The following is a 25,700-nucleotide window of genomic DNA, read 5'->3' as shown; positions in this document are numbered from 1 at the left end:
ATCCCGGTCGGGCGGGAGGAATCGGGTGATTATGATAACACCTGCCGCACGGCGGCAATGCGCGCCTCGCGGATGCGGGCGCCGATGTCCGGCCCCTGACCGCCGCCCGCGGCAATCGCCGCCGTATCCACCGTGCGCGCTGCCGCGAATACGCTGCGGAAAAGCCCGGCCTGGGGGTAGGGTTTGTCCTCGCTGCCGTGGCGGCCACGGAAATCGGCCTCGCAGGCGGTGACGAACAAATCCACCCGTTCCGGGCGGCGGAACGCGTCCAGGGCCTCGAGCGTATCAACCACCGTGGCCGGCCGGAGTTCGGCGATCTTATGGCAATGCGCATGATAGCGCGCCGTCAGCACGGCCAGGTCGCGGTGCTCGTTCGGCACGCGAAAACGCTGGCAGAATTTTTTCACCAGCTCCACGCCGCGTTCCTCGTGCCCGATATGCTGCGGCCATTCCGCCGGCGGCGTGTTGCCCTTGCCGAGATCGTGCATGAGCGCGGCGAAGCGCACGCGCGTGTCGGGCGAAAGCTGCGCCGCCGCGTCCAGCACCAGCATGACGTGCGCGCCGGTGTCCACTTCCGGGTGGTGCTTTTCCGGCTGCGGCACGCCGAACAATGCGTCGATTTCCGGGAACAAACGTTGCAATGCCCCGCAACCGCGCAGCGTCTCGAAAAAACGCGACGGCCTGGCTTCCCCCAGGGCGCGCTCGAGTTCGGTCCACACGCGCTCTGCCACCAGGTGATCGGCCTCGCCGGATTCGACCATCTCGCGCATGAGCTTGTTGGTGGCATGCGCCACGTGGAAGCCCCACTTGGCATAGCGCGCGGCGAAGCGCGCCACGCGCAGGATGCGCACCGGGTCCTCGGCGAACGCGGGCGAGACATGGCGCAGCACGCCGTTGCGCAGGTCCTCCGCGCCCTTGAAGGGATCGATCAGCTGGCCCGATTCATCCTCGGCCATGGCGTTGATGGTGAGGTCGCGGCGGCGCAGGTCGTCTTCCAGTGTCACGTCCGGCGCGGCATATACCTTGAAACCCTTGTAGCCGTGGCCCGACTTGCGCTCGGTGCGCGCCAGCGCGTATTCCTCTTTCGTTTCCGGATGCAGGAACACGGGGAAATCGGCGCCCACCGGCTTGAAGCCCTTGGCCACCATTTCTTCCGGGGTGCTGCCAACCACGACATAGTCCCGGTCCTGGACCGGCAGGCCCAGGAGCTTGTCACGCACCGCCCCGCCCACAAGGTAAGTTTTCATTGCCTCATGCTAATGTGTGGCTGTCACTGACGCAAAGCCGGGATTCATGAAATACCGCCGCCGACTGCTCGCCCTGCTGCTGTTCGCCATCATCGGCGGCTGCGCCAGTCCGGCTTATTACCTGCATGCTGTTTCCGGACAGGTCGAACTGCTCAACAAGCGCCGGCCGGTGGAGGAAGTGCTGAGCGACCCGGCCACGACCCCGCAGACCCGCCGACAGCTGGAGCTGGTGCGGCGCCTGCGCGACTTCGCCAGCCGGGAACTCGGGCTGCCGGACAATCGCAGCTACCGGACCTATGCCGATCTGGAACGGCCTTTTGTCGTCTGGAATGTCTTTGCCACACCGGAATTGTCGCTGGAACCGAAGCGATGGTGTTTCGTGTTCGCCGGCTGCGTGTCCTACCGCGGCTACTTCGCTCAAGACGAGGCGGAAAAATTCGCCGCCGGTCTGAAACAGGACGGTTATGACGTCTACATCGGCGGCGTCCCGGCCTATTCCACGCTCGGCTGGTTCAACGACCCCGTGCTCAACACCTTCATCCACCGCTCCGAGGCCGATCTCGCCGGGCTGCTGTTCCATGAGCTGGCACATCAGGTGGTCTATGTCGGCGGTGATACCACCTTCAATGAATCCTTCGCCACCGTGGTGGAACTCGAAGGCGTGCAGCGCTGGTTCGAGCGTCACGGCACGGCGCCACAGGCCGAGGCCTACCGGCAGAAACTCCGGAGGCGCGAGCAGTTCACGGTACTGGTGCTGAAGCACAGGGCGCGACTGGCGGAGATCTACGCCTCGAACCTGGGCGACGCGGAAAAACGCTCGGCCAAGGGACGGATCTTCGGCGAACTACGGAACGATTATGCGGCGCTGAAGGCCGGCTGGAATGGCCATGCCGATTTCGACAAATGGTTCGAACAGGACCTGAACAACGCCCACCTCGCCGCCATTGGCTTGTACCACCAGCATGTTATGGCGTTTCAGGAGCTCCTGATGCAGCAGAATGGCGACCTTGTGTCTTTTTATAGCTCAGCGAAAGAAATGATGAACCTACCGAAAACTGAACGCACCATGGCCTTACGGAAATTGAGTCAACCCGTGAATTAATTTTTGCGCTTATTTTTCAAGTCTCACAAATCTCACATCTTCATTTCCACCTATCGCTATTGGTAGAAATAGGTACACTAAACCAGCTGTCGCAAAGCTTTGCCGATACTTTCCATGTCCAGTGCTATCCAAACCAAGTTCTGCAGATTCATAATATGGTCCAACCAGAGGCTCTCCTCCTTTTAGGCCTGCAATACCTCCGCCAACATTTAGGCTAATGCGTCCACCATTTATATCAAAGTCTTTTCCCTTCACATATGTGGTTTCTTTTTTCACAACGCCATTTGTAACAGCTTTGACTTTAAGCATTTCGCTGGTGATTTTTCGGACCTCAATGTTTTCCACATTCTTGTGATCCAGCTCATCATCTTTCGGCCATATAATTTTTGATAGGTAAAAGGGGCCTCTGCCTGGACTGGCTTCGCCCAAATTTCCATATACTCCTTCCAGATCTTCAATTCGCTTAATTTGGCCAAAACCAGTGTTATTGGCTGGACCAGATGAAAGACATCCGCTAATCATCAACACAAAAACAAGCGAAAACCCTTTTATCTTTAATTGCATCTGCAATGTCCTCAACTTGAATGTGGCTGGTATTTTGCGAGGTACATGGGAGCGATTTCTTCCAGACTCGCCGGCATGACTCCAAACACCTCCGGGAAGCCTTTCTCGCACACGCTGTCGACCTGCAGCGAGCGGTAATTGTCGAGCGAGAACGGCTTGCCTGGCGCGAATTCCAGCATGGCGGCCTGCAACCAGGACAGGCCGGCGGGCAGGCCGATGACGCATACGCGCTTGCCGAGCAGCTGCGCCACGTATTCCACGATCTCGCGCAGGGTGTAGACCTTCGGGCCGCAAAGGTCGTAGCGCTTTCCGAATGTCTTGTGGTTGTCGAGCGAATCCGCGAAGACGCGCACCACGTCCTCGACATATACCGGCTGGAAACGCGCGCCGGGGCAGGCGAGCGGGAATGCACCGGGCGCAAGGCGCAGCAGCCCGGCGAAGCGGTTCAGGAAGCCGTCACCCGGTCCGAAAATGACCGAGGGGCGGAAGCTGGTGACGTGGAAATCCGGGCCTTCGGCGCGGTGCACCACCTCCTCGCCCAGGGCTTTGGTGCGCAGGTAGTGGCTCGGAGCGGTGCGCGCGGCATGCAGCGCGCTCATGTGCAACAGGCGCGACACGCCGGTTTCACGGCAGGCCTGCACGACTTTTTCCGGCAGCTCGGCGTGCGCCCGCGTGAATCCTTTTCCCGACCGGCCCTTTTCATTCAGGATGCCGATCAGGTTGATGACGGTGTCTTTTCCCTCGAACTGCTGACGCAGGAATTCGGCGTCGTGCACATCGCCTTCCACCAGCCGCGCCGTGGGCAACACCAGGAGATCGCGGTGCCGCACCGCGCGACGCGTGAGAATGACGATATCGTGCCCGGCCGCGGACAGGCGCGCCGCGAGTCGCTTGCCGACGAAACCGGTGCCGCCGAGAAGGCAGATCTTGTGCAAAGCCATCGGGTGATTCTGCGCCGCCTCGGGGACCAACGCCAGAGGGTTGCGGCTGCGCGAGAGGAAAAATTTTGCAGATTACGCCGGCTGTTCCGGGGCGGGGAACCGGACGGACTACATCACGTTTTTATCATCCCCCGGACGATAGACGGCGTAGCCGTGGCCACTGCGCTTGGCCGCGTACATGGCCACGTCGGCGCTGCGGCACAGGCTGGTGACATCCTCGCCGTGCTGCGGATACACGGCGATGCCGATACTGCAGGCGCTGCTGAGCGTGTAGTCACCGACCTTGAACGGCGGTTCCATGACCTTGAGCAGTTTTTCGGCCACTTTCACGGCACCGGCCGCGTCCGTCGAGGGCAGAACGATGGCGAATTCATCGCCGCCGAGCCGGCCGGCGGTGTCCGACTGCCGCAACACGCGCCGCAGGCGCATAGCGACCTGCTTCAGCAGGCTGTCACCCACGTCGTGCCCGTGTTTGTCGTTGACCTCCTTGAACCGGTTGAGGTCGATCATCATGAGCGAGATGACTTTCTTCTCGCGTTTGGCGATATGGATCCCCTGTTGCAGACGGTCCTCGACCAGCGAACGGTTCGGCAGGTCCGTCAGCATGTCGTGCATCGCCAGGTGTTCGAGCTCCTTCACGGCGTCGACCAGGGCGGTGGTGCGCTGGGCGACGCGCCGTTCCAGCTCGGCGTTGAGGGCCTGCAGCTCCCGCTGGTATTCCTCGGACTGTTCCTTGGATTTGTTCAGCTGATCGAATAATTCCGCATTTTCAACCGCGTAACTGGCCTGGTGGGCAAACAGGGTGAGCAGATCGAGATCGCGCCGGGTGAAATCCTTGCCGCCGATCTTGTTGATGCCGGCGATGCCGCCGAGAAAATGGCGCTTGCCAATGAGCGGCACGAGGATGATGCTGCCCGCCTCCTTCTCCCACCGGTTTCTTTCCTCCTCTTCCAGCTCCTCGAGCACGCCGCGCCACCAGGGACGCTTGTGGCGCCACACCCAGCCGCAAACACCGGTGTCGAGCGGAAGGGATTCGCCCACTATCTCGTCGGCGTTTTTTCCGCAGCCGGCGCGGTAGATGTATTGGGCCTGTTTCTGGTCCAGCACCGGGATCAGCACGGTTTCGGCAAGGATGAGTTTGCGCGCGTGGTCGGCGACCACCTGAAATACTTTCTCAAGGTCGAGTTCGCCGCTGATGGCCTCGGCGGTTTCCCGCAGCATGGCGATCTCGAATTCGCGATCGCGCAGCTGGCTTTCCAGCAGAAAGATCTGGTTTTCCTTTTTCATTGTGCCCCTGCCCTGGGCCACCCCGGCTTATGGGGGCGGATTGATGTGTGCGGCCTGTAGCAATGAGTTTAGATCAGGAAAACAACGGCCGTGCGGCGCGACCGGCGCGGTAAAATCAGGCTTTTCGGGGGTACCCGAGGAGACGCACTATTTTTCCGGTGGCACGATATCCACCATGCGGTTGCGCAGGCGTTCCGGGCGGCTGCCCAGACGATGGTTGTACACGGTGGTATAGGACATGACGTTTTTCACGTAGTCGCGCGTCTCGCTGTACGGAATCAGCTCGACCCAGACATCGGCTTCCATGTTGCGCGGCGGCATCCAGCTGCTGACGCGGTTCGGACCGGCGTTGTAGGAGGCCGTGGCCAGCACCTGATTGCCATTGCTGCGGCCCAGCACTTCCTTCAGGTAGCTTGCGCCCAGACGCAGGTTGTTCTCGATGTTCAGTATCGCGCGGTTGTTGCGAATCGGCATGTTGATCTTGCGGCCGGTAAGCCGGCCGGTAGACGGCATCAGCTGCATCAGTCCAAGCGCGCCGGCCGAGGAGCGCGCGTCAACGACGAAGGCGGATTCCTGGCGCACCACGCCGTACACCCAGCTGGGATCGATGCCGGCCTCGGAGGCATTGGTTTCGATAACATCGCGATACAGCAGCGGGAAGCGCAACTCGAGATCGTCCTGATGGTCGCTCTTCGCCACCGTGAGGATGGCGCGGTCGTGCCAGCCCCACTGTTGCGCGATCACCGCCGCCACCGCGAGGTCGCGGTTGTTCATGCGCCGCATGGTCCAGATCCATTGGCGGCGCGCGTCAACCACCTGCCCCATCTGGTACAGCTCCTGGGCCATCTGGATGCCCGGGCGTGCCAGCATGGCGCTGATTTCCTCCGGGCTGGCGTCGATGCTGACATGCTGCATCGAGTAATCCGTGTCGATGCGATCCGCGGCGAGGAACCCGTAGTAACTGCGGTCGCGCGCCAAACCCTGGTACAGGCTGCGCGCCTCGTTCTTGCTGCCCGTGGCCTCGAGGATACGTGCGCTCCAGTAGCGCCACTGGCTGTTGCGTTGCTGCTCCTCACTCAATCCCGCGATGAAGCGCTTCGCCGTCTCCCACTGCCCGGCGCGCAGTGCGGCTTTTACCCGCCACAGGTGCAGCGGTTCATCCGCGGGGTCGGCGGAAACCTCCGACAGCCATACCAGCGCCTGCGGCAGCTGGTCCTGCGCCGCCAGGATGCCGATGTTGCGCATGACGTAATTGTCGTCCTCGCCGAAAAACTGGTACTTGCCCTTCAGCAGGTGCCACTGGATCATCGCCTCCTCGGGGTCGCGGTAGGCGAGACGCACGATGCCGTGTTTGACCACCATGCGCGCCACCGGCGTCTCGACCGGATAGGCGATGTTGTGCAGCTCGCGCACGGGATCGCGATGCATCGCCTCCCAGCGCCTGACCCATATCCGTTCGGACGGGTCCAGATGAACGGCGAGCTCGCTGGCGAGCCGCAGGTTGCGCGCCTCCATCGCCAGACGGATGCGCGCCCAGACCTTGTCGGCGGTCATGTGACCGGCCTTTTTCCAGGCACTGAACACCGGGTCGCAGGCGCGCGGCAACTGCTTGCCCGTGAGCCAGAGTTGCTCGGCCTCGGCCATCAGCGTCGCCTGCTGTTCGCTGGTCTTGAGCAGGTGTGACAGGCGCAGGCATTGCAGCTCCGGCTCGTCCTCGATGTCCTGGTATTCCTTGAGGAAAGCGGGCCAGTCGCCGCGGCCGGCGAGCACGCGCAGCCACTTCTTGCGAATGACGTCGCTGATCGGCGCCTGGCTGTTGTCCGCGAGGAAACGCCGGATCTCGGCAGCCGGTGTGGATGACACACGGTTTTTCAGGGATTCGTACTCGAGATAACCGCGCAGGATGTAACCGTCCAGATTGTTATAAAGCGTCCTGAAGCGGGCCTGCTGTCCTGCCTTCAGGGCCTCGAGCGCGGCCAGATAGTCGCGCCGCCGGTTCTCCTCTTCCTGGGTAATATCCTGCGCCAATACGGCCTTGCCCGCGCCCATCAGGCTGGCCAGAAGCAGAATCAGGGTAAAGTACCGTTGCATGCTGTGTGTATTATAGATAACAACACCTAAAATAGCTGGCGCTGAACGGTATCAATACTCTCAACGACCATGGAAACGATCAATCCCGCTACCGGCGAACGGTTGAAAACCTTCGACACGTGGAACGACGCGCAGGTCGAAATCGCGCTCACCGCTGCCGCGGCGTCCAACCCGGGCTGGCAAGCGACGCCTTTCGCCGAACGCGCGCGGCTGTTTCGTCACGCCGCGGCGGAGCTGCGTAATAACACCGCACATTATGCCGGAATAATCACCCTCGAGATGGGCAAGATCGTCCGGGAGGCGCGCGCCGAGATCGAGAAGTGCGCCTGGGGTTGCGAGTTTTACGCCGAGCACGCCGAGTCTTTTCTGTGTGACGAAATCATCCAGACCGATGCCGGTTCCAGCTATGTCAGCTATCCGCCGCTCGGCACCGTGCTGGCCATCATGCCATGGAATTTTCCCTTCTGGCAGGTGTTCCGCTTCGCCGCACCAAGCCTTATGGCGGGCAATACCGCGCTGCTCAAGCACGCTTCGAACGTCCCGCAATGCGCGCTGGCCATCGGCGAAATTTTCCGCAAGGCCGGATTTCCCGAGGGAGTTTTCCAGACGCTCATGATCACCGCCGCGCGGGCGGAAAAAATCATCGCCGACCCGCGCATTCACGCGGTCAGCCTTACCGGAAGCGAGGTGGCCGGCCGCAAGGTCGCCGCGGCCGCCGGCGCTGCGCTCAAGAAAACCGTGCTGGAACTCGGCGGCTCGGACGCCTTCGTCGTACTGGCGGACGCCGATCTGGAACCGGCGGTGAACACCGCCATCGCCTCACGCTTTCTCAACTGCGGCCAGAGTTGCATCGCCGCCAAGCGTTTTATCCTGGTCGAGCCGATTGCCGAAGCCTTCATCGAACAGTTCAGGCACAAGGCTCATGCGCTGCGTCTGGGCGACCCCATGAAAGAGGAAACCCGGCTCGGCCCGATGGCGCGCGCCGATCTGCGCGATCAGCTGCACCAGCAGGTGACCGATTCGGTCGCGACGGGCGCCAGCCTCGCGCTGCACGGCGGGCCGGCGGCGGGACCGGGATTTTTCTACGAGCCGACGGTGCTGGACCATGTCCGGCCGGGGATGCGCGCCTGGGAGGAGGAATTGTTCGGCCCGGTGGCCGTTGTCATTCGCGCCCGGGACGAGGAGGATGCAGTCCGCATCGCCAACGACAACCGTTACGGGCTGGGCGCGACGATATTCACGCGCGATGTGAAAAAAGGCGAACGCCTGGCACGACGCATCCAGTCGGGCTCAAGCTTCGTCAACGGGATGGTGAAAAGCGACCCGCGCCTGCCCTTCGGCGGCATCAAGGCCTCGGGCTACGGTCGCGAGCTGTCCGTGCACGGCATCCGCGAGTTCGTGAACATCAAGACGATATGGGTCAAGTAATTAAAACAAAACGGCCGGAATAACCGGCCGTTTGTACGAACAAACTTGAGGACGCCTGTCTAGAAACGATAGTAGACGCCCGCGCTGCGCAGGTTGACATCACCGCCGTTCACACTGAAACGTTCCAATTCCGCACGCACACCGATGTTCTTGGTAATGTCGAACTGCAAGCCGGCGCCCCAGTAAAATTCGAAGTCGGTCGCTCCGGAGAACGTACCGGTGCTGCCGGTGACGGTTTCGGTTCTCGAATCATTGCGGGAAAATCCGAGGTGGATAATGGCACCGAACGGATCGACGATCGGAATATAACCGACTACCCCTATGGTAAACGCCTTGATCTCCTGCGTACCGGACAAAGTCGAACTGCTCGCAGTGGTCTTGCCCAGATCGATGTAGGACGCCTCAACCGCGACATACTGGTCCCACAGACGATAACCCCCAAAAGCTTTCCAGCTGGAATCTTCGTTATCGAGACTGCCGGTGAAGCCTGTCCCGGCTATTTTCGCGACTCTGGTTTTGTTTTCTGATTGACCGAAACCGACGCCGGCATACCAGTCATCTGAACTGGCGGCAGTGGCCGCAAAAGACAACGTCATCGCCACACAGGCAATGGCAGCCCTTGCAATATATTGCATACGCATGATTCTCATCCTCCTCCAGAATATATCTATGTAAGTGAATTGTTAAGATTTGCGCCAGCCGCACCTCTTTGTGGGTGAAGGCAGGAAGGCGAACATCTTGTTATTGCGGGCAAACAATACCGCCTGCTCCCGGGAACGTCAATCCGCGAGAAATAACTGAACTTCTAAGGCGGCTGCTTAAAAAGCACGAAACGATGCACCAGAAATGGCGGCGCCGGCGTTATACCGGCATCCTGTTACGGTAGGCCCGCCGGATCAGCCAGGCCCCAAACAGCACCATTGGCAGACTCAGCACCTGCCCCATGGTCAGCCAGTCGAATGCCAGATACCCCAGTTGCACATCCGGCTCGCGCGCGAACTCCACCAGGAACCGGAATATTCCGTAACCGAGCAGAAACAATCCTGAAATCGCGGACGTCGGGCGCGGTTTGCGCGCGTAAACCCACAGGATGATGAAAAGCGCAACGCCTTCCAGCATGAATTCATAAAGCTGCGAGGGATGGCGCGGCAACGCGCCGGCATTGGGGAACACCATGCCCCAGGGGACGTCGGTCACACGCCCCCAGAGTTCGTGGTTGATGAAATTGCCGAGACGTCCGGCACCCAGTCCGAGCGGTGTCAGCAACGCAACAAAATCAGCCACGGCGAAAAACGGGCGCTGCGTGCGGCGTGCGTACAGCCACATGGCGCTAATGACCCCGAGCAGGCCGCCATGAAACGACATGCCGCCGGACCAGATATAAAACACTTCCACCGGATGATGGAGATAATAGGAAAGGTTATAGAAAAGGACGTAACCGATGCGCCCGCCGAGAATCACCCCGAGCGCGCCGTAGAAAAGCAGATCGGCAATCTCCTGCGACTGCCAGCCGGAGGCCGCACGTTTTGCGCGGTACACGCCCAACCACCAGGCACCGAGGAAGCCGATGAGATACATCAGGCCGTACCAGTGAACTTTCAGCGGACCGAGATGAATGGCGACGGGATCGATATCGGGAGCGAGCATGGCGGGCGATTATGAACGAGATGGATCGGCGCCGCCAGACATGCTCATGCGGCTTTCTGTACGGCAAGCATGCCGGAACGGCCGTCTACTTCACCCTGGATCAGTTCGCAGACCGGAACGCCTTCACGCTGCCGCAGGCAGGCGCGCGCCAGATCGTCCAGCCGGACAAAACTTACGTTCTGGTTTTGCGATTGCGCCAGCAGGGAGCGAAACAGATCGGCCTTCAGCATTCCTTCGATCTCGGCGTGCGCGGTCAGAACATTGAGCTGACCCGGACGCAGCCACGACAGATACTGTTTCACCAGGCGTTCCTCGGGGTAATCCGGACGTCCGAGCAGTTCGTCGAGCGTCGGCAGCGTCGTCGGAATCTGCAAGGTCTTGAAGACTGTGCCACCGGCTCGAGGAAAAAAGGCGTGCGTGCCGCGCGCATCGCTCGCATATAGCAGGTTTGCCTCGTCGTAGGCGGCGAGGCTCACGGCATTCGCCTGCCAGCCGGCGGCGCCGGCGGTTTGCGCGGGCGCGCCGAAAACGCGTTCGAACTCGCGGCGCGCCTTGTCGAATTCCTCATGGACCTCGGCGCGCGACATGCGCGCGAGGCCATCCTGCCAGCGGATATGGTCGTAGCAATGAATTCCGACCTCGTGACCGCGGTCGCGCGCGGCGCGCATCACGTCCTGATTGCGCCGGCCCACGTGCGGGCCGGGCCACAACACGCCGTTCAAAAGCGTGCGCAACCCGTAGATAGCGACGACATTGGTGCGCGCCACCTTGCCGAAAAACCCGGGACGGAAAATGCGCCGGATGGCGCGGCCGGTGTTGTCGGGTCCGAGCGAGAACAGAAACGTCGCCTTGACGCCGAACTCGTCCAGAATATCCAGCAGCCGCGGCACGCCGATGCGCGTGCCGCGATCGGTATCGACATCGACCTTGATCGCGAGGCGCGTCTCCGGCATGGCCGTGGATCAGGCTTCCAGTTCCCGCGACGGCCGGCCGAGATGGTAGTCGAGCGTCTTGCGCAACCCCGTCTTGAGGTCGGTGGTCGGTTTCCAGCCGAGATATTTTTCGGCGTTCCGGATCGACGGCACGCGCGTGAGGATGTCCTGATAGCCCTTGCCGTAGTAATCGCCCGAGCTGACCGTGATGAGTTTGGTCTTTTCCGCGAGCGCCGCGTACTTGGGATAGGTCTTGACCAGCGCCACCAGCGTCTCGGCCAGCTCGCGCACCGACATGTCGTTGTTCGGGTTGCCGATGTTGAAAATGCGCCCGTCGGCGCAACCGTCCTTGTTGGCGATGATGCGCAGCAGCGCGTCCACGCCGTCGTCGATGTAGGTGAAACTGCGCCGCTGCGCGCCGCCGTCGACCAGCTGGATGTCCTTGCCGCGCAGGATGTTGCCGATGAACTGGGTCAGCACGCGCGAGCTGCCTTCCTTGGGTTCCATGATGTTGTCGAGTTTCGGTCCGATCCAGTTGAACGGCCGGAACAGGGTGTACTTGAAGCCTTGCTGCTGGCCGTAGGCGGCGATCACGCGGTCGAGCAGCTGCTTGCTGCACGAATAGATCCAGCGCGGCTTGTTGATCGGTCCGAGCACCAGGTTCGACGCTTCCTCGTCGAACTCGCGGTCGGTGCTCATGCCGTAGACCTCGGAGGTCGAGGGGAAGATCACGCGCTTGTGGTAGCGCACGCACTGGCGCACGATCGCGAGGTTGGCCTCGAAGTCGAGCTCGAACACGCGCAGCGGCTCGAGCACGTAGGTCGCGGGCGTGGCGATGGCCACGAGCGGCAGCACCGCGTCGCATTTCTTGACGTGATACTCGATCCACTCCTTGTTGATGGTGATGTCGCCCTCGACGTAGTGGAAGCGCTCGTGGCCGAGGCATGAGTCGAGCTTGTCCCGGCCCATGTCCATGCCGTAGACCTCCCAGTCGGTGTCGCGCAGGATGCGCTCGGTCAGGCTGTTGCCGATGAAACCGTTCACGCCGAGGATCAAAATCTTGAGACTCATACTGACTCCATTTATGTGTATGCGTTAAACCGATGCCGTCCGCGAAGCGGCGGCGCCCAGAATCTGGTTGGGCCGCAGGCCTTCTGCCGCACCCTCCTGTTTCCGGCCGCCGCGCCACTGCCATTGACTGATCTCAAGACAGCCCTTGCCCGTCGCCACCCGCAAGGGCGAGACCGAAACAACCTCGCCCGGCATGCCCGCGCAATCGGTTTTGGGCTCGGCCCACCAGATGAAAAGCCGTCGTCCATCCACTTCCGTGAAGGCGCCGGGATAGGGATGCGTCACGGCGCGGACCAGATTGAAAATTTGCCGGGCGTCGGCGCGCCAGTCTATCCGCCCGTCCTCCGGATTGCGCCCGCCGAAACAGCTCGCCTGCGACTCGTCCTGCGGACGTCGCGGCGCCCGGCCCTGTTTGATCGCGTCCAGGCTCCGTTCCAGAATTTTCCTTGCCGCGACCGTTACCTTGAGAAAGACATCGCGTGCCGAATCGCGTGAGCCAATGGGCACCGCCTCCTGGTCCACGATATCGCCGGCGTCGGGTCGTTTGACCATCCAGTGCAGCGTGGCGCCGGTTTCGGTCTCGCCGTTCAGCACCGCCCAGTTGATCGGCACGCGCCCGCGATATTTCGGCAGCAGCGAGCCGTGCATGTTGAAGGCGCCGAGGCCCGGAATATCCAGGATCTCCTGGCAGATCAGGTTGCGGTAATAAAACGAAAAAATGATATCGGGCTTCATCTCGCGCAAGCGCGTGATCCATTCCCGCGTATTCACCGAATCCGGCGTGTGCACCGGAATGTTGTGGCGCTGCGCAAGTTCCGCCACCGACCTGAACCAGATCCGTTCCTCGGGGTTGTCGCGATGCGTGAACACCGCGAGCACGCGGCTGCCGCGCGAAATCAGTGCATCGAGGCATTCGACGCCGACGTCGTGGTAGGCGAAAACGACGATGCCATGCTCAGTCATTGAGCTGCTCGTAAATGTCGCGAATCATGAAGCGCGGACGGCGGCGCACTTCCTGGTAGATGCGCCCGATATACTCACCGATGACGCCCAGACCCATGATGCCGACGCCGACGAGGAAGTACAAAATCGCAAACAACGTGAACAGGCCTTCCGCTTCAGGCCCGACAACCAGGCGGCGAATGAAAAGAAAAACCACGAACACCAGGCTGCCGGCGGCAACGGCCATACCGAAGAGCGTGAACATCTGCAGCGGCACGACGGAAAATCCTGTCATGAGGTCGAAATTCAGGCGGATCAGGTCGTAGAGCCGGTACTTCGAGGTGCCGGCGGCGCGCGCCGCGTGCTCGACCTCGACCTCGACCGGACTGGCGGCGTAGCTCATCGCCAGCGCCGGAATGAAAGTCGAGGTCTCGCCGCTGGCGGTGATGTGCTCGACGATGTTTCTGCGGTAGGCGCGCAGCATGCAGCCCTGGTCGCGCATGCGGATGCGGGTGGTGCGTTCGCGCACAATATTGAGCAGGCGCGACGCCTTTCGTCGAAACCAGGAATCGTGGCGGTCCTTGCGGTAACCGCCGACGACGTCGTGCCCCTTCTCGATTTCCCGCAAAAGCTTCGGAATTTCTTCCGGCGGATTCTGCAGGTCGGCATCGAGGGTTACGATCACGTCGCCGCGCGCGCGCTCGAACGCCGCCATGATGGCCATGTGCTGGCCGAAGTTGCCGTTGAAATCGATCACACGCACCTGCTTCGGTCGTTGCCTGTGAAAATCGCGCAACAATGCCAGCGAGTTGTCACGGCTGCCGTCGTTGGTGAAGAGAATTTCGTAGGACTGGCCGGACTTGTCGAGCGCCGTTGTCAGGCGCAGGAACAGGTCCGGCAGGTTTTCCTGCTCGTTGTACACCGGGATGACGACGCTGACATAGGGCTTCGTCACGGTTTTCTCCCGAAGAGCGCGGCCATCGCCGCGACCACCCGGTCCTGGTCGGCGTCGCGCATGGCGGGAAACAGCGGCAGGCTCACGATGCGGCTGCCGATGCTTTCGGCATTCGGGAAATCGCCGGGCTTGAAGCCGTAGTGCTCGCGGTAATAAGGATACAGGTGCACCGCGCGGTAATGCAGGCCGGTGCCGATATTGCGCTCCTTCATGCCCTGCATGAAGGCATCGCGATCCATGTCGGCGGCCGCGGGATTGATCAGCGGCGTGTACAGGTGCCAGGCGTGGCGATGGGCGTATTTCGGCGTCCCGGGTCGGGTCCACTGCGGCCAGTCAGCGAGAATTTTCTGGTAGCGCCGCGCCAGCTCCGTGCGCCGCTGGATGAAACCGTCGAGCGCCGGCAGCTGGTGCAGGCCGAGCGCGGCCTGGATATCCATCATGTTGTACTTGAAACCCGGGGTGATTATTTCGTAGTGCTGGGACCCGGCTTTGCCGAAACGGTTCCAGGCCTCGCGGTCCATGCCGTGAAAGCGCAGCAGCGCGATTTTTTCGGCCAGCTTGTCGTCGCGCGTCACCACGCAACCGCCCTCCCCGGTGGTCATGTTCTTGTTCGGGTGGAAGCTGAACACCTGGGTGTCGCCGAAAGCGCCGATGCGCCGGCCTTTGTATTCCGTGCCGATGGCATGCGCCGCGTCCTCGATCACGCGCAGGCCGTGCTGGCGCGCCAGTTCGTACAACGGGTCGAGATCCACCGGAAGCCCGGCGAAATGCACCGGCACGATCGCGCGCGTGCGTTTGGTGATCGCTTTCGCCAGTCGCGAAACATCCAGGTTATAGGTGTCGGCTTCGACGTCCACCAGCACCGGCTTGCCGCCGGCGAGCACGATGGTGTTGAGCGTGGCGGCGAAGGTCATGGGCGTGGTGATGACTTCGTCACCCGGTTTCAGCTCCAGTGCCGCGAGCGCCAAATGCAGGCCGGCGGTGGCGGAGGACAGCGCCAGCGCGTGCGGCGCGCCGAAATAGCGTTTGAGGTCTTCCTCGAATTTCTTGACGCGCGGCCCGGTCGTGATCCAGCCGGATTCGAGGCAGGCCACCACCTCGTCGATCGCCTCGCGGCTGATCGAGGGCCGCGAGAACGGGAGGAATTCCTCGGTCATGGCTCCGTGCCTAACTGCGGGTGACCAGATAAACACCGGCGATGATGATGAGAATGCCGGTGATGCGCGTGAGCGAGAGATTTTCCTGGAACAGGTAATAGCCGGCCACGGCATTCACGATGTACCCCACGGACAGCATCGGATAGGCGAAACTGACCTCGACGCGTGACAGCACCAGCAGCCATACCGCCACGCTTACCACGTAGGCGAACAGGCCGGCGAGCACGAACGGGTTGGCCGCCACCTGCCAGCCGATGGGAACCACGTTGGCCCAGGCGAACTCGAAATAACCGACGCGTCGCATGCCTTCCTTGAGCAGCAGCTGGGCGCCGGCATTCAGCAGCACACCGAGAAGAATCAGCGGAAAATAATTCACGGTTGAACCATCCTGTTGGTCACAAGCACGTTTGGCCCGCTCTGTGCGATCAGCCGGAACTGGCCTCGGCCTTCAGCACGCAGTTTGTCATAGTTATCCAGGGCGGTCAGCAGGTATACCCGGCGTGCCCCCTCCCAGCGCTCCCAGAAGGCCGGCTCTTCGATCATCCAGGCGCTGGTGTCCTCGACCTGCATGCCGAATTCGAGCTCTCCCTTCCACCCCACCACCGTGATGCGACGCTCCAGATATACCGGGAGGTCCTGATAATAGGTCTGATAAGCCATGACCTCGTCGTCCGGATGCAACATCGGCTTGAGTATCAGGGCCAGCGGCTTGACGGAACGAAAGTCGTTCAGTCGCGGCAGGCTCGTGTCAAACACCGCGATCACCAGCACCGACACCGCCAGCAGTGAGGCAATGGTGCGGCGACAATTGCGCCAGCGACTGAAGGCGAAGGGAACCACCGCCGCCAGCAACAGGGCGGCGGCCATCCAATACAGGTGCGTCCCCACCAGCCCCAGCATGGATTCCGCCCGCGGATGCGCTGGCAAATGGTGACGCACGTACAGCACGGCGAACGCCATGCCCAGGCCCAGAACCAGCACCAGCCAGAACACCCGGCGCGGGCCCAGCAGTTCCGAATGATCCCAGGCCCGCGCCAGGTAACGGCCGAGCAGCAGCGCCAGCGGCGGCAGCACCGGCAGGATGTACGGGATCAGCTTGGACTGGGAAGCCGAGAAGAACAGGAACACCAGCCCGGCCCACAGCACCAGGAACCAGGACTCGCGATGGAGACGACGTTCGGACCAGGCGCCCGGCATCGCGTCCTTGACGGCATGCCCCACGAACGCGATCCAGGGAAACATGCCGAGCACCAGCACCGGAATGAAGAACCACGCCGGTTCGTAACGCTGGTGCACCGTGGTGAGATAACGCTGGAAGTGTTCGTGGATGAAATAGAACTGCGCGAACTCGGGGTTGGCGCGCGCCACCAGCACGTGCCAGGGCGCGGCGATGGCGAGAAACAGCAGCAGGCCGGTCGGAAGATAAAGCGTGCGCAACTGGCGCCACTCGTTGAGCAGCAGCATCCACGCGCCGACCACCATGGCCGGCAGCACCATGCCGATGAGGCCCTTGGTCAGCGTGGCGAGCGCGCAGGCCGCGTAGAATCCCCACAGCCACAGGCGACGTGCCTGCCCCGGCGGTTCGCGCACACCGAGCAGAAACGCCAGCAGCGCGAACGTGAGAAAGGTCGAGACAGCCATGTCGAGGGTGATGATGCTGCCGAGAAAATCGTACATCGGCGATGTTGCCAGCACGCCGGCGGCCAGCCAACCGGCGCGCCGGCTGTAAAGCCGGCGTGCGGCGACGTACACCATGAGGCAACCGAGCAGCGCGAACAGCGCGGTCCACAGACGCAACGACCATTCGTTGAGGCCGAATACGCGGATGGCACCGGCCTGCAACCAGTAAAACAGCGCGGGTTTTTCGAAATATTTGACGCCGTTCAGGCGCGGCGTGAGGTAATCGCCGGTTTGCACCATCTCGCGCGGAATCTCGGCATAGCGCCCCTCGTCCGGTTCCCACAGCGTGCGGCTGCCCAGCTCATTGCCAAACAGAACTCCCAGCATCAACATCAACAACAGCAGATCGCGCCACCAATGTCCGGCATCGGCGGCCGGGGCGTGTGATCGGCTTGCAGGGAAATCAGACAAGATGCGCAGACTCCGTGACGAATTCGCAACCGCGGGTTCAGGTAACAGAACTTTTTGGCGGCCCATTTTCAACGAACCAAAACACGCCTGCCGGTTCGCTCGGCCTGAAAGTTCATGTTGCGGGCTTGCGATGTTACTGGGATTGGTTTGATTGTCCAGACATCTCCTGTGTCTTTCATCGGTACTGACCCGGCCAAAGCGATAAGACAAAACTTTACTCATGGTTTATAGTTGATTTCTTTGGTCAAGAAAGCCGTCGCATGCCGAAATCCGCGCACACCAACCGGTTGATTCACGAAACCAGCCCCTACCTCCTGCAACACGCGCACAATCCGGTGGACTGGTATCCGTGGGGCGCGGAGGCGCTGGAGCGCGCGCGCCGCGAAGACAAACCGATCCTGGTCTCCATCGGCTACTCGGCCTGCCACTGGTGTCACGTGATGGAGCACGAATCCTTCGAAGACGAGGAAGTCGCGCGCGTCATGAACGGGCTGTTCGTGTGCATCAAGGTGGACCGCGAGGAGCGCCCCGATCTCGACAAGATCTACCAGACCGCGCACCAGATCCTGGCGCAGCGCCCCGGCGGCTGGCCGCTCAACATGTTCCTCACGCCCGACGACCAGATGCCGTTCTTCGGCGGCACCTATTTCCCCAAGTCGGCCAAATACGGCATGCCGGCTTTCACTGATCTGCTGCGGCACGTGGCCGGGGTCTACGCCGACAAGCGTGATGCCATCCACGAGCAGAATCACTCCCTGCGCGACATCTTCGGACGCCTGCAGCCGCCGGGGCCCGCGCCCGGCGAGCATGTCGGCCCGGAAGTGCTGGAACAGGCTCATACCGAACTGCAACGCCAGTTCGATACACGCCACGGCGGTTTCGGCAAGGCTCCCAAGTTCCCGCATCCCACCTCGCTCGAATTATGCCTGCACCGCTGGGCGCGCAGCCGGCACGACGACGCACAGGACCAGGACGCCCTGCACATGGCGCGGCACACGCTCGCGGCCATGGCCCATGGCGGCATTTACGACCAGATCGGCGGCGGCTTCTGCCGCTACTCGGTGGACGAACGCTGGGAGATCCCGCATTTCGAGAAAATGCTGTATGACAACGCCCAGCTGCTGGCGCTTTACGCCGACGCCTGGCTCGCCACTGGTGAGTCGCTGTTCCGCCGCAACGCCATTGAAACCGCCGAATGGGTCATGCGCGAAATGCAATCACCCCAAGGTGGCTACTACTCGGCGCTCGACGCCGACTCCGAGGGGCACGAGGGCAAGTTCTACGTCTGGACGGTGGATGAAATACGGTCGCTGGTGACGCCCGGGGAATGGGACCTGGTCGAACACCGCTTCGGCCTGCAAGGCACGCCCAATTTCGAGGGACAGTGGCACCTCAACGTGCGGAACACATACGACGCCATCGCCGACCAGTTTCAGCGCCCGGAATCGGAAATTATCAACCTGCTCGATGCGGCGCGGGCAAAATTATTCGCCGCACGTGAACAACGCGTGCGCCCGGGGCGGGATGAAAAAATCCTCACGTCCTGGAACGGCCTCATGATCCAGGCCATGGCGCATGCCGGTCGGGTACTGGGGCAACCGGATTTCGTCGTCTCCGCCGAACGCGCCATGGACTTCATCCAGGCGCAGCTGTGGCGCGATCAGCGCCTGCTCGCCACGCACAAGGACGGCAAATCACACCTGAACGCCTACCTCGACGATCATGTGTTCCTGATCGCGGCCGCGCTCGAATTGCTGCAAGCGCGCTTCCGCCGCGCCGATCTGGATTTTGCCATCGCGCTGGCGGATAACGTGCTCGAGCATTTCGAGGATGAAAGCCACGGCGGCTTTTATTTCACCGGCGACGATCACGAGAAACTCGTGTATCGCCCCAAACCGGTGTCGGACGACGCCATCCCTTCCGGCAACGGCGTCGCCGCGCGCGTGCTGGGGCAGCTCGGCCACCTGACCGGCAACCTGAATTATCTGCATGCCGCCGAGCGTACCCTGGAGGCGCTGTACTCGGGCATGCGGCAACAAGCTTCCGCGCATGGCGCGCTGCTGCTGGCGCTGGAGGAACAATTGTCGCCGCCACAGACTATCGTCCTGCGCGGCACGCCTGAAGCGATGCAACCCTGGCAGGCCATCACCGGCCGGCAGTATCATCCGCACCGGCTGGTATTGGCGATTCCGGGCGACGCGGGAAATCTGCCCGGCATACTGGCGGAACGCACAGCCAGAAACGGTGTCACCGCCTATATTTGTACCGGGCAGACCTGCTCCGCGCCGGTCACGGACTTGGCCGAATTCCAAGCGGCGTTAAACTAATGAGTGAAATACATACCGAAGTGCGCGAGATCAGCGTCGAGGAATTCGACGAGATGATCGAGAACCACGATGAGCTGATAATCGTGGATCTGCGCGAGGCCGGTGAATTCCGGCGCGGACATATTCCGGGTGCAATGCTGCTCCCGCACGGCCTGCTGGAGGGCGCGGTGGACGACACCAGGCGCATACAAATAGAGCAGCTGTTCGGCGGACGCCACAAGACCTTCGTACTCTGCAGCCGGGACGGTTCGGGCAGCGTCGCGGCGGCCGACAGGCTCCGGCAACTGGGAGCCGGAAAGGTCTACAGCCTCGCCGGCGGGATCGCCCACTGGCAGGCACAGGGATTCGCCCTAGTCGCGGATTGAGGCCAGACCACCCCGCGGCAACGCCCTGAATTTCCAGTCTTACACCCGCTTTTTCCCGCCCGCCACGGCCCGTGGCATGCAATATGCAAAACCATCGCTGCACCCGCGCGTTCATCCCGCGACTATCCTTACCGGAACGACCGAACAAGCCCGCATGGAACCCCAATCCTCCGTCAAAGCCATGGTCACCGACACCGCTGCTCCCGCCGGCAACGGCGTCGTTGCGGGGACCCGTCGTCTGTTCACGGCGGCGAAGCTGCTCCAGGAACGCGAGAAGGCGCGCATCCGCATGGAGATCGCACAGATCCCCGGACTGATGGCGCTGTTGATGAAACCGCGCAACGGATTGAAATGGACCAAAACGGAACGCGCGGAACTGCGGACACAGCTGCACCGCCTGTCGCGACTGAGCATTTACCTCGCGCTGGCTACGCTCCCGTTCACCAGCCTGACGCTGCCGCTGGTGGCGTGGTGGCTCGACCGGCGCCAGCAAAAACGCGCCTGAGATATTCTTCGCATCAGCGTATATAAATCAGGTACCCGGCCAACACCCCGTAAAACACCAGCATGGCCAGCAGGTTCCAGTGGCCATTGTTGCGGAACAAAACACCCCGGTTGAAAAACCTCACGGCCGGATCGAGCAGCCGGCCGAACGACGGCAGGAACCGGTTCACGCGCGCGCAGTAATCGCGATACGGCTGTCCCAATAATTCCGCCAGACGCTTTTCCTCCCGGCCCACGCGGTTGACCATGTAAAAATAATAAAAAACCACGTAGGCGAGGGTGACGTAGGGATTGCCAAACAGCAGCACCACACCCAGTATCAGGAAGAACCGCCCGAGATACATCGGATTGCGCACCAGCACGTACGGCCCGCGCGCGGTGAGTTGCTCGTTCTTGACCAGCGAGGCAAATGACCACAGCTGGATCGCTTCACCGAGCAGTGAAACCAGAAACGCCATGGGCAGCAGCGCTATCCTGGCTTTCAGTGCCAGCAGCACCAGCACCGCCAGAAACAGCGGGTAACGAAGCGCGAGAAAAATCTTCCGCGCTGAGGGATTGTTGAAAAACCGGTGGATGGTATCGAGCATGGTTGTTGATTGATCAGAAATAATGGTCGGTCAGCACCAGCGCCCAGACTACCACGACGAGAATCAGGGAAACGAACACCGCCGCCGAAGCGATATCCTTGGCCTGTCCGGACAGTTCGTGCGGTTCGCGCCCGACGCGGTTGACCACCGCCTCGATCGCGGAATTCAGCAGCTCGACCAGCAGCACCAACATGAGGCTGCCGACCAGCAATGACCGCTCCACGCCGTCGCGCCCGAGCCAGAGCCCGAGCGGCGCGAGGATAATGAACAGCGCCAGCTCCTGGCGGAACGCCGCCTCGTTTTTCAGCGCCGCCCGGAATCCGGCGGCAGAATAGCCGGCCGCGCGCCACACTCGACCCAGATCGAACAGGCCTTTCATGGCGATGGCATGTGTCAGCCGGCCCGCTTCCAGGTCAGATCGAGCTCTCGCGCGGCGCGCACATCGTCCAGACGTTTCACCGGCAGCGTGTGCGGCGCGCCTTTGACGACATCGGTGCTGGTGCGCGCTTCCTTCAGAATATCCTCCATGGCGGCGATGAAACGATCGAGCTCCTCTTTGGCCTCGGTCTCGGTCGGTTCGATCAGGTGGCACTCCGGCACCAGCAACGGGAAGTACGTCGTCGGCGCGTGGAAGCCCTTGTCGAGCAGGCGCTTGGCAACGTCCATGGCGCTCACGCCGGTCTCGTCTTTCAGCTTCTTGAAAGTGAGCACAAACTCGTGCGTGGCGCGCCGCTTCGGGAACGCCATGTCGAAACCGCGTTTTGAAAGTTCCGCCATGATGTAGTTGGCGTTGAGCGTGGAGAACTCGGCCACGCGGTGCATGCCCTCGCGCCCCAGCAACCGCGCATACACATAAGCGCGCAGCAGCACGCCGGCGTTGCCCATGTTGGCCGACAGTCTTCCGATCGTCTGCGGACGCGTCTTTTCGGTTTCCCACAGATACTTGTTCTGCACCTTGCCCACGATCGGCACCGGCAGGAACGGCGTGAGGCGGTCGTTCGCCGCCACCGGCCCGGCGCCCGGTCCGCCACCGCCGTGCGGCGTGGAAAAGGTCTTGTGCAGGTTCATGTGGATCACGTCGAAGCCCATGTCGCCCGGCTTCACGCGTCCGAGAATGGCGTTCAGGTTGGCGCCATCGTAATACAGCAGGCCGCCGGCCTCGTGCACGATCTTGGCGATCTCGGTGATCTTGCGTTCGAACACGCCGAGCGTGGACGGATTCGTCAGCATCAACCCCGCCGTCTGCGGCCCGACCGCCGCCTTCAGCGCCTCGATCTCGACGTCGCCGTTGGCGTCGGTTGGAATCTCGCGCACGGTGTAGCCGCACATCACCGCCGTCGCCGGGTTGGTGCCGTGCGCGGCATCCGGCACCAGAATTTCGGTGCGCGTCTTGTCGCCGCGCGAATCGTGATAGGCGCGGATCATGGCAACACCGGCAAACTCGCCCTGCGCGCCGGCCAGCGGCGTGAGCGACACCGCCTTCATGCCGGTGACGTCCTTCAGCATCTCCTGCAATTCGTACATGCAGGCGAGGAAACCCTGGCCGGTGGATTCCGGCGCGTAGGGATGGCGTCCGAGCAGGTTCGGCAGCATCGCCAGCTTGTTGCAGGCGCGCGGGTTGTACTTCATGGTGCAGGAACCGAGCGGGTAGAAATGCGTGTCGATCGAGAAATTCAGTTGCGACAGCCTGGTGTAATGCCGCACCGCCTGCATCTCGGACACTTCCGGCAGCAACGGACGTTTTTTCCGGCGGAATTTTTCCGGGATGTCCTTGACCTCCGCTTTGGCGAGGGGCGCCTGCGAATAATTGCGGCGGTTGGGTTGGGATTGTTCGAATATCAGCATATTTGCTTCACTCTAACGTTCATCTGTCGAGCGGGCTTCGCCCGCGTATTACTTGTGGGTGGCTGACGCACAGTTATCTGCACGTCATTCCCGCGAAAGCGGAAATCCAGTTCATTAAAGGATCGCGCGCTCCGCGCGCGAACTATTTAATGCCTGGACCCCGGCTTTCGCCGGGGTGACGAGCAAAAAACGCTCGTCATTTCAGCGCGGCCAGCGCTTTATCATAATTCGGCTCATTCTTGATCTCCGGCACCAGCTCGGTGTGCACCACCTTGTTGTTCTCGTCGATCACGACGATGGCGCGCGCGGTGATGCCGGCGAGCGGGCCGTCGGTGATGAGCACGCCGTAGTCTTTGGCAAAGTGGCGGTCGCGCATCATCGACAGCGATTTCACCTTGTCGGTGTTCTCGGCGGCGCAGAAGCGCTTCATCGCGAACGGCAGGTCGGCCGACACGATCAGCATCACCGTGTTGGGATACTTCGCGGCTTGCTCGTTGAACTTCTTGGTGGACAACGCGCAGGTTGGCGTGTCGAGGCTCGGCACGATGTTCAACAGTTTCTTTTTACCCTTGAAGCTTGCGAGCGAAAGATCGTTGAGATCGGCGTCCGTGAGCTTGAAGTCCGGCGCGGGGCTGCCGACCTTGGGCAGGTCGCCGTTGGTATGGATGGGGTTACCGCCGAGTTTGATCTGGGCCATGATCGTGTCTCCTTGGATTAAATGTTGGGGTTTGTTTTGACGGCGCACGGCGGATCGAGCCGGCGCTTGCTGACGATGCGCTCCAGATGGAACGCATATTGATTGATATCCTCCGGCGTGCGCGTCTCCGTGGCGCACACCAGCAGCGACTGGCCGAGGTGCGGGTAATGCTCGGTCAGATCGTAACCACCGAGTATGCCCTGCGCCTCCAGGGCGCGCAGTGTTTCCGACACCGGGGCATCCAGTCGCAATACCACTTCGTGGAACACGGGATGGTCGAACACGCGCGTCACGCCCTGGATGGCCGTGAGCTTTTCGATGAGCGCCAGCGTATTCGCATGCGATGTGCGGGCGACACGCTCAAGTCCCTCGGGACCCAGCAGCGCCATGTAAATGGTCGAGGCCGCCACCACCAGGCCCTGGTTGGTGCAGATGTTCGAGGTCGCCTTGGAACGGCGGATATGCTGCTCGCGCGCCTGCAAGGTCAGGGTAAATCCCGGCTTGCCGTCCTTGTCCACGGTGCGCCCGATGATGCGGCCCGGCATCTGCCGCACCAGCGCCTCCTTGCAGCACATGAAGCCGTAGTAAGGGCCGCCCGAAGACAGCGGCGCGCCCAGCGGCTGGCCTTCGCCCACGGCGATATCGGCGCCCTTCGCGCCCCACTCGCCCGGCGGCGTCAGCAGCGCCAGCGCCGTCGGGTTCACCAGCCCGATGGCAAACATGTTATGCGCGTGCGCCCAGTCGGTAAGCGCGTCCACCTCTTCCAGCACGCCGAAGAAATTGGGCTGCGGAATCACCAGCGCGGCGAACTCGCCGCCTTCATATTGCTTGAGCGAATCCGGAATGATGTTGCCGCATTCCATGCACAGCGGAATTTCCACCAGCTCGATGTTCTGGTTGGCGACGATCGCGCGCACCACGCGGCGCCAGATCGGGTGCACGGTCGAAGGCATGAGTATCTTGCGCGCCTTCTTGTGCGCGCGCACTGCCATCAGCACCGCCTCGGCCAGCCCCGAAGCGCCGTCATAGAGCGAGGCATTCGAGACATCCATGCCGGTGAGCGAGGCCATCATGGTCTGGTATTCATACAGCAGTTGCAGCGTGCCCTGGCTGGCCTCGGCCTGGTATGGCGTGTAGGCGGAATAGAACTCGCCGCGCGTGACGATCTCCCACACCGCCGCCGGGATATGGTGCTCGTAGGCGCCGGCGCCGATGAAGTTGATGTAGGCACCGTCCTGGTTGGCGCGCGCCTGCATCAGGCGCGTGACTTCCATTTCGCTCAGACCTTCCGGCACCTGCGTCAGTTTGCCGGCGCGGAGCTTTTCGGGAATCTCGTCGAAAAGCTGGTCAATCGAATTGACGCCGATGCTCTTCAGCATCGCCTTCACATCGGCGTCGGTATGGGGAATAAACGGCATGACGTTACCTACAAATCAATTCACAGGATTAACAGGATTTTTCAGGATTCACAGGATTTAAAAAATAATCTTGTTAATCCTGTAAATCCTGTCGATTCAATTCAGTGCTTTTCCGAAGCGACCAGCGCTTCGTAGGCCTTGGCATCGAGCAGCGCGTCGACTTCGGCCTTGTTCGCGGGCTTCAAACGGAACATCCAGCCGGAACCATAAGGGTCCTTGTTGACGGTCTCGGGCGAGTCGGACAGCGCGGCATTGGCCTCGACGATCTCGCCGCTGACCGGAGCATAAACATCCGAGGCCGCCTTCACCGATTCGACCACGCCGCATTCCTTGCCGCCCGTAACCTTGGTCCCGGCCGTCGGCAGGTCCACGAACACCATGTCGCCCATGAGGTCCTGGGCATGGTGCGTGATGCCGACGGTGACGCTGCCGTCGGCGTTCGGTTTAACCCATTCGTGCGATTTCGTGTACTTCAGGTCTTTCGGAATATTGCTCATGGTTT

The 25,700-nt window shown here is 61.7% G+C and carries 25 protein-coding genes; 5 read left to right on the top strand and 20 right to left on the bottom strand.

Going from position 1 to position 25,700, the window contains the following annotated elements; genetic code table 11:
• Window positions 1-29: 29 nt before the first annotated feature.
• A complete protein-coding gene (locus SCL_RS00810; protein ID WP_096359165.1) occupies window positions 30-1,247 on the bottom strand; it encodes a multifunctional CCA addition/repair protein in 1,218 nt (405 codons plus the stop codon).
• 46 nt (window positions 1,248-1,293) lie between these two features.
• Between SCL_RS00810 and SCL_RS00805 the strand changes: the two genes are divergently transcribed.
• Window positions 1,294-2,349, top strand: coding sequence for an aminopeptidase (locus tag SCL_RS00805; protein WP_096359164.1), 1,056 nt, complete (start codon window positions 1,294-1,296; stop codon window positions 2,347-2,349).
• 9 nt (window positions 2,350-2,358) lie between these two features.
• On the opposite strand, the gene SCL_RS13885 is transcribed toward SCL_RS00805, so the two are convergent.
• The 4 genes from SCL_RS13885 to SCL_RS00785 form a co-directional block, all read right to left on the bottom strand.
• Window positions 2,359-2,913 (bottom strand): hypothetical protein, encoded by a 555-nt coding sequence (locus SCL_RS13885; RefSeq protein WP_148664937.1) that lies wholly within the window; start codon window positions 2,911-2,913, stop codon window positions 2,359-2,361.
• Between the two features lie 11 nt (window positions 2,914-2,924).
• Entirely contained in the window at window positions 2,925-3,854 is a 930-nt protein-coding gene (locus tag SCL_RS00795; protein WP_096361779.1) for a complex I NDUFA9 subunit family protein, read from the bottom strand.
• Between the two features lie 108 nt (window positions 3,855-3,962).
• The gene (locus SCL_RS00790) at window positions 3,963-5,141 is read right to left on the bottom strand and encodes a sensor domain-containing diguanylate cyclase (RefSeq protein WP_096359162.1); all 1,179 of its coding nucleotides are present in this window, start codon (window positions 5,139-5,141) and stop codon (window positions 3,963-3,965) included.
• A gap of 147 nt (window positions 5,142-5,288) precedes the next feature.
• Window positions 5,289-7,232, bottom strand: coding sequence for a transglycosylase SLT domain-containing protein (locus SCL_RS00785; RefSeq protein ID WP_096359161.1), 1,944 nt, complete (start codon window positions 7,230-7,232; stop codon window positions 5,289-5,291).
• Between the two features lie 69 nt (window positions 7,233-7,301).
• Here SCL_RS00785 and SCL_RS00780 point away from each other — a divergent pair, with 69 nt between their 5' ends.
• On the top strand, window positions 7,302-8,660 hold the full coding sequence (locus tag SCL_RS00780; protein ID WP_096359160.1) for an NAD-dependent succinate-semialdehyde dehydrogenase: 1,359 nt from the start codon (window positions 7,302-7,304) through the stop codon (window positions 8,658-8,660).
• Window positions 8,661-8,719: 59 nt separating this feature from the next.
• Here SCL_RS00780 and SCL_RS00775 read toward each other — a convergent pair whose 3' ends face one another.
• The 9 genes from SCL_RS00775 to SCL_RS00735 form a co-directional block, all read right to left on the bottom strand.
• Entirely contained in the window at window positions 8,720-9,301 is a 582-nt protein-coding gene (locus SCL_RS00775) for an outer membrane beta-barrel protein (protein ID WP_172425863.1), read from the bottom strand.
• A 220-nt stretch (window positions 9,302-9,521) separates the two neighbouring features.
• Window positions 9,522-10,307 carry a prolipoprotein diacylglyceryl transferase gene (gene lgt / locus SCL_RS00770; protein WP_096359158.1) on the bottom strand — a complete coding sequence of 262 codons (786 nt, stop codon included), beginning with the start codon at window positions 10,305-10,307 and terminating at the stop codon, window positions 9,522-9,524.
• Between the two features lie 44 nt (window positions 10,308-10,351).
• A complete protein-coding gene (locus SCL_RS00765; RefSeq protein ID WP_096359157.1) occupies window positions 10,352-11,260 on the bottom strand; it encodes a polysaccharide deacetylase family protein in 909 nt (302 codons plus the stop codon).
• A 9-nt stretch (window positions 11,261-11,269) separates the two neighbouring features.
• Window positions 11,270-12,310, bottom strand: coding sequence for a bifunctional UDP-4-keto-pentose/UDP-xylose synthase (locus SCL_RS14425; protein WP_096359156.1), 1,041 nt, complete (start codon window positions 12,308-12,310; stop codon window positions 11,270-11,272).
• Window positions 12,311-12,334: 24 nt separating this feature from the next.
• On the bottom strand, window positions 12,335-13,273 hold the full coding sequence (locus SCL_RS14420) for a formyltransferase (protein ID WP_096359155.1): 939 nt from the start codon (window positions 13,271-13,273) through the stop codon (window positions 12,335-12,337).
• Window positions 13,266-14,207, bottom strand: a complete 942-nt coding sequence (locus SCL_RS00750) for a glycosyltransferase (protein WP_096359154.1) — start codon at window positions 14,205-14,207, stop codon at window positions 13,266-13,268. Before SCL_RS00750 ends, SCL_RS14420 begins: the two co-directional genes overlap by 8 nt.
• Window positions 14,204-15,364, bottom strand: a complete 1,161-nt coding sequence (locus SCL_RS00745) for a DegT/DnrJ/EryC1/StrS family aminotransferase (protein WP_096359153.1) — start codon at window positions 15,362-15,364, stop codon at window positions 14,204-14,206. Before SCL_RS00745 ends, SCL_RS00750 begins: the two co-directional genes overlap by 4 nt.
• Before the next feature lie 10 nt (window positions 15,365-15,374).
• Window positions 15,375-15,740 carry an EamA family transporter gene (locus tag SCL_RS00740; protein ID WP_197702661.1) on the bottom strand — a complete coding sequence of 122 codons (366 nt, stop codon included), beginning with the start codon at window positions 15,738-15,740 and terminating at the stop codon, window positions 15,375-15,377.
• Window positions 15,737-17,455 (bottom strand): ArnT family glycosyltransferase, encoded by a 1,719-nt coding sequence (locus SCL_RS00735; RefSeq protein WP_172425862.1) that lies wholly within the window; start codon window positions 17,453-17,455, stop codon window positions 15,737-15,739. The genes SCL_RS00740 and SCL_RS00735 overlap by 4 nt, the downstream gene beginning before the upstream one ends.
• Window positions 17,456-17,715: 260 nt before the next feature.
• Between SCL_RS00735 and SCL_RS00730 the strand changes: the two genes are divergently transcribed.
• The 3 genes from SCL_RS00730 to SCL_RS00720 all read left to right on the top strand — a co-directional run bounded on the left by SCL_RS00730 (window position 17,716) and on the right by SCL_RS00720 (window position 20,652).
• Window positions 17,716-19,782, top strand: coding sequence for a thioredoxin domain-containing protein (locus SCL_RS00730; RefSeq protein WP_096359151.1), 2,067 nt, complete (start codon window positions 17,716-17,718; stop codon window positions 19,780-19,782).
• The gene (locus SCL_RS00725) at window positions 19,782-20,147 is read left to right on the top strand and encodes a rhodanese-like domain-containing protein (protein ID WP_096359150.1); all 366 of its coding nucleotides are present in this window, start codon (window positions 19,782-19,784) and stop codon (window positions 20,145-20,147) included. The genes SCL_RS00730 and SCL_RS00725 overlap by 1 nt, the downstream gene beginning before the upstream one ends.
• 154 nt (window positions 20,148-20,301) lie before the next feature.
• Window positions 20,302-20,652: a hypothetical protein gene (locus tag SCL_RS00720; protein WP_096359149.1), complete on the top strand. Its 351-nt coding sequence runs from the start codon at window positions 20,302-20,304 to the stop codon at window positions 20,650-20,652.
• Between the two features lie 13 nt (window positions 20,653-20,665).
• Here the strand turns inward: SCL_RS00720 and SCL_RS00715 are convergent, their stop codons facing one another.
• From SCL_RS00715 to gcvH, 6 genes are all read right to left on the bottom strand, one after another.
• Window positions 20,666-21,238 carry a methyltransferase family protein gene (locus tag SCL_RS00715; protein ID WP_096359148.1) on the bottom strand — a complete coding sequence of 191 codons (573 nt, stop codon included), beginning with the start codon at window positions 21,236-21,238 and terminating at the stop codon, window positions 20,666-20,668.
• A 13-nt stretch (window positions 21,239-21,251) separates the two neighbouring features.
• Entirely contained in the window at window positions 21,252-21,617 is a 366-nt protein-coding gene (locus SCL_RS00710; RefSeq protein ID WP_096359147.1) for a diacylglycerol kinase, read from the bottom strand.
• 14 nt (window positions 21,618-21,631) lie between these two features.
• Window positions 21,632-23,083, bottom strand: coding sequence for an aminomethyl-transferring glycine dehydrogenase subunit GcvPB (gcvPB, locus tag SCL_RS00705; protein WP_096359146.1), 1,452 nt, complete (start codon window positions 23,081-23,083; stop codon window positions 21,632-21,634).
• Between the two features lie 196 nt (window positions 23,084-23,279).
• On the bottom strand, window positions 23,280-23,780 hold the full coding sequence (gene tpx / locus SCL_RS00700; protein ID WP_096359145.1) for a thiol peroxidase: 501 nt from the start codon (window positions 23,778-23,780) through the stop codon (window positions 23,280-23,282).
• A 17-nt stretch (window positions 23,781-23,797) separates the two neighbouring features.
• Window positions 23,798-25,198 carry an aminomethyl-transferring glycine dehydrogenase subunit GcvPA gene (gene gcvPA, locus SCL_RS00695; RefSeq protein WP_096359144.1) on the bottom strand — a complete coding sequence of 467 codons (1,401 nt, stop codon included), beginning with the start codon at window positions 25,196-25,198 and terminating at the stop codon, window positions 23,798-23,800.
• A 101-nt stretch (window positions 25,199-25,299) separates the two neighbouring features.
• Complete coding sequence (gcvH, locus tag SCL_RS00690; protein ID WP_096359143.1) at window positions 25,300-25,695, bottom strand: glycine cleavage system protein GcvH; 396 nt, start codon at window positions 25,693-25,695, stop codon at window positions 25,300-25,302.
• Window positions 25,696-25,700: the final 5 nt, after the last annotated feature.

The organism is Sulfuricaulis limicola, from assembly GCF_002355735.1.
GTDB classification, from domain to species: Bacteria; Pseudomonadota; Gammaproteobacteria; order Acidiferrobacterales; family Sulfurifustaceae; genus Sulfuricaulis; species Sulfuricaulis limicola.
This window is presented reverse-complemented; position numbering and strand designations above follow the sequence as displayed.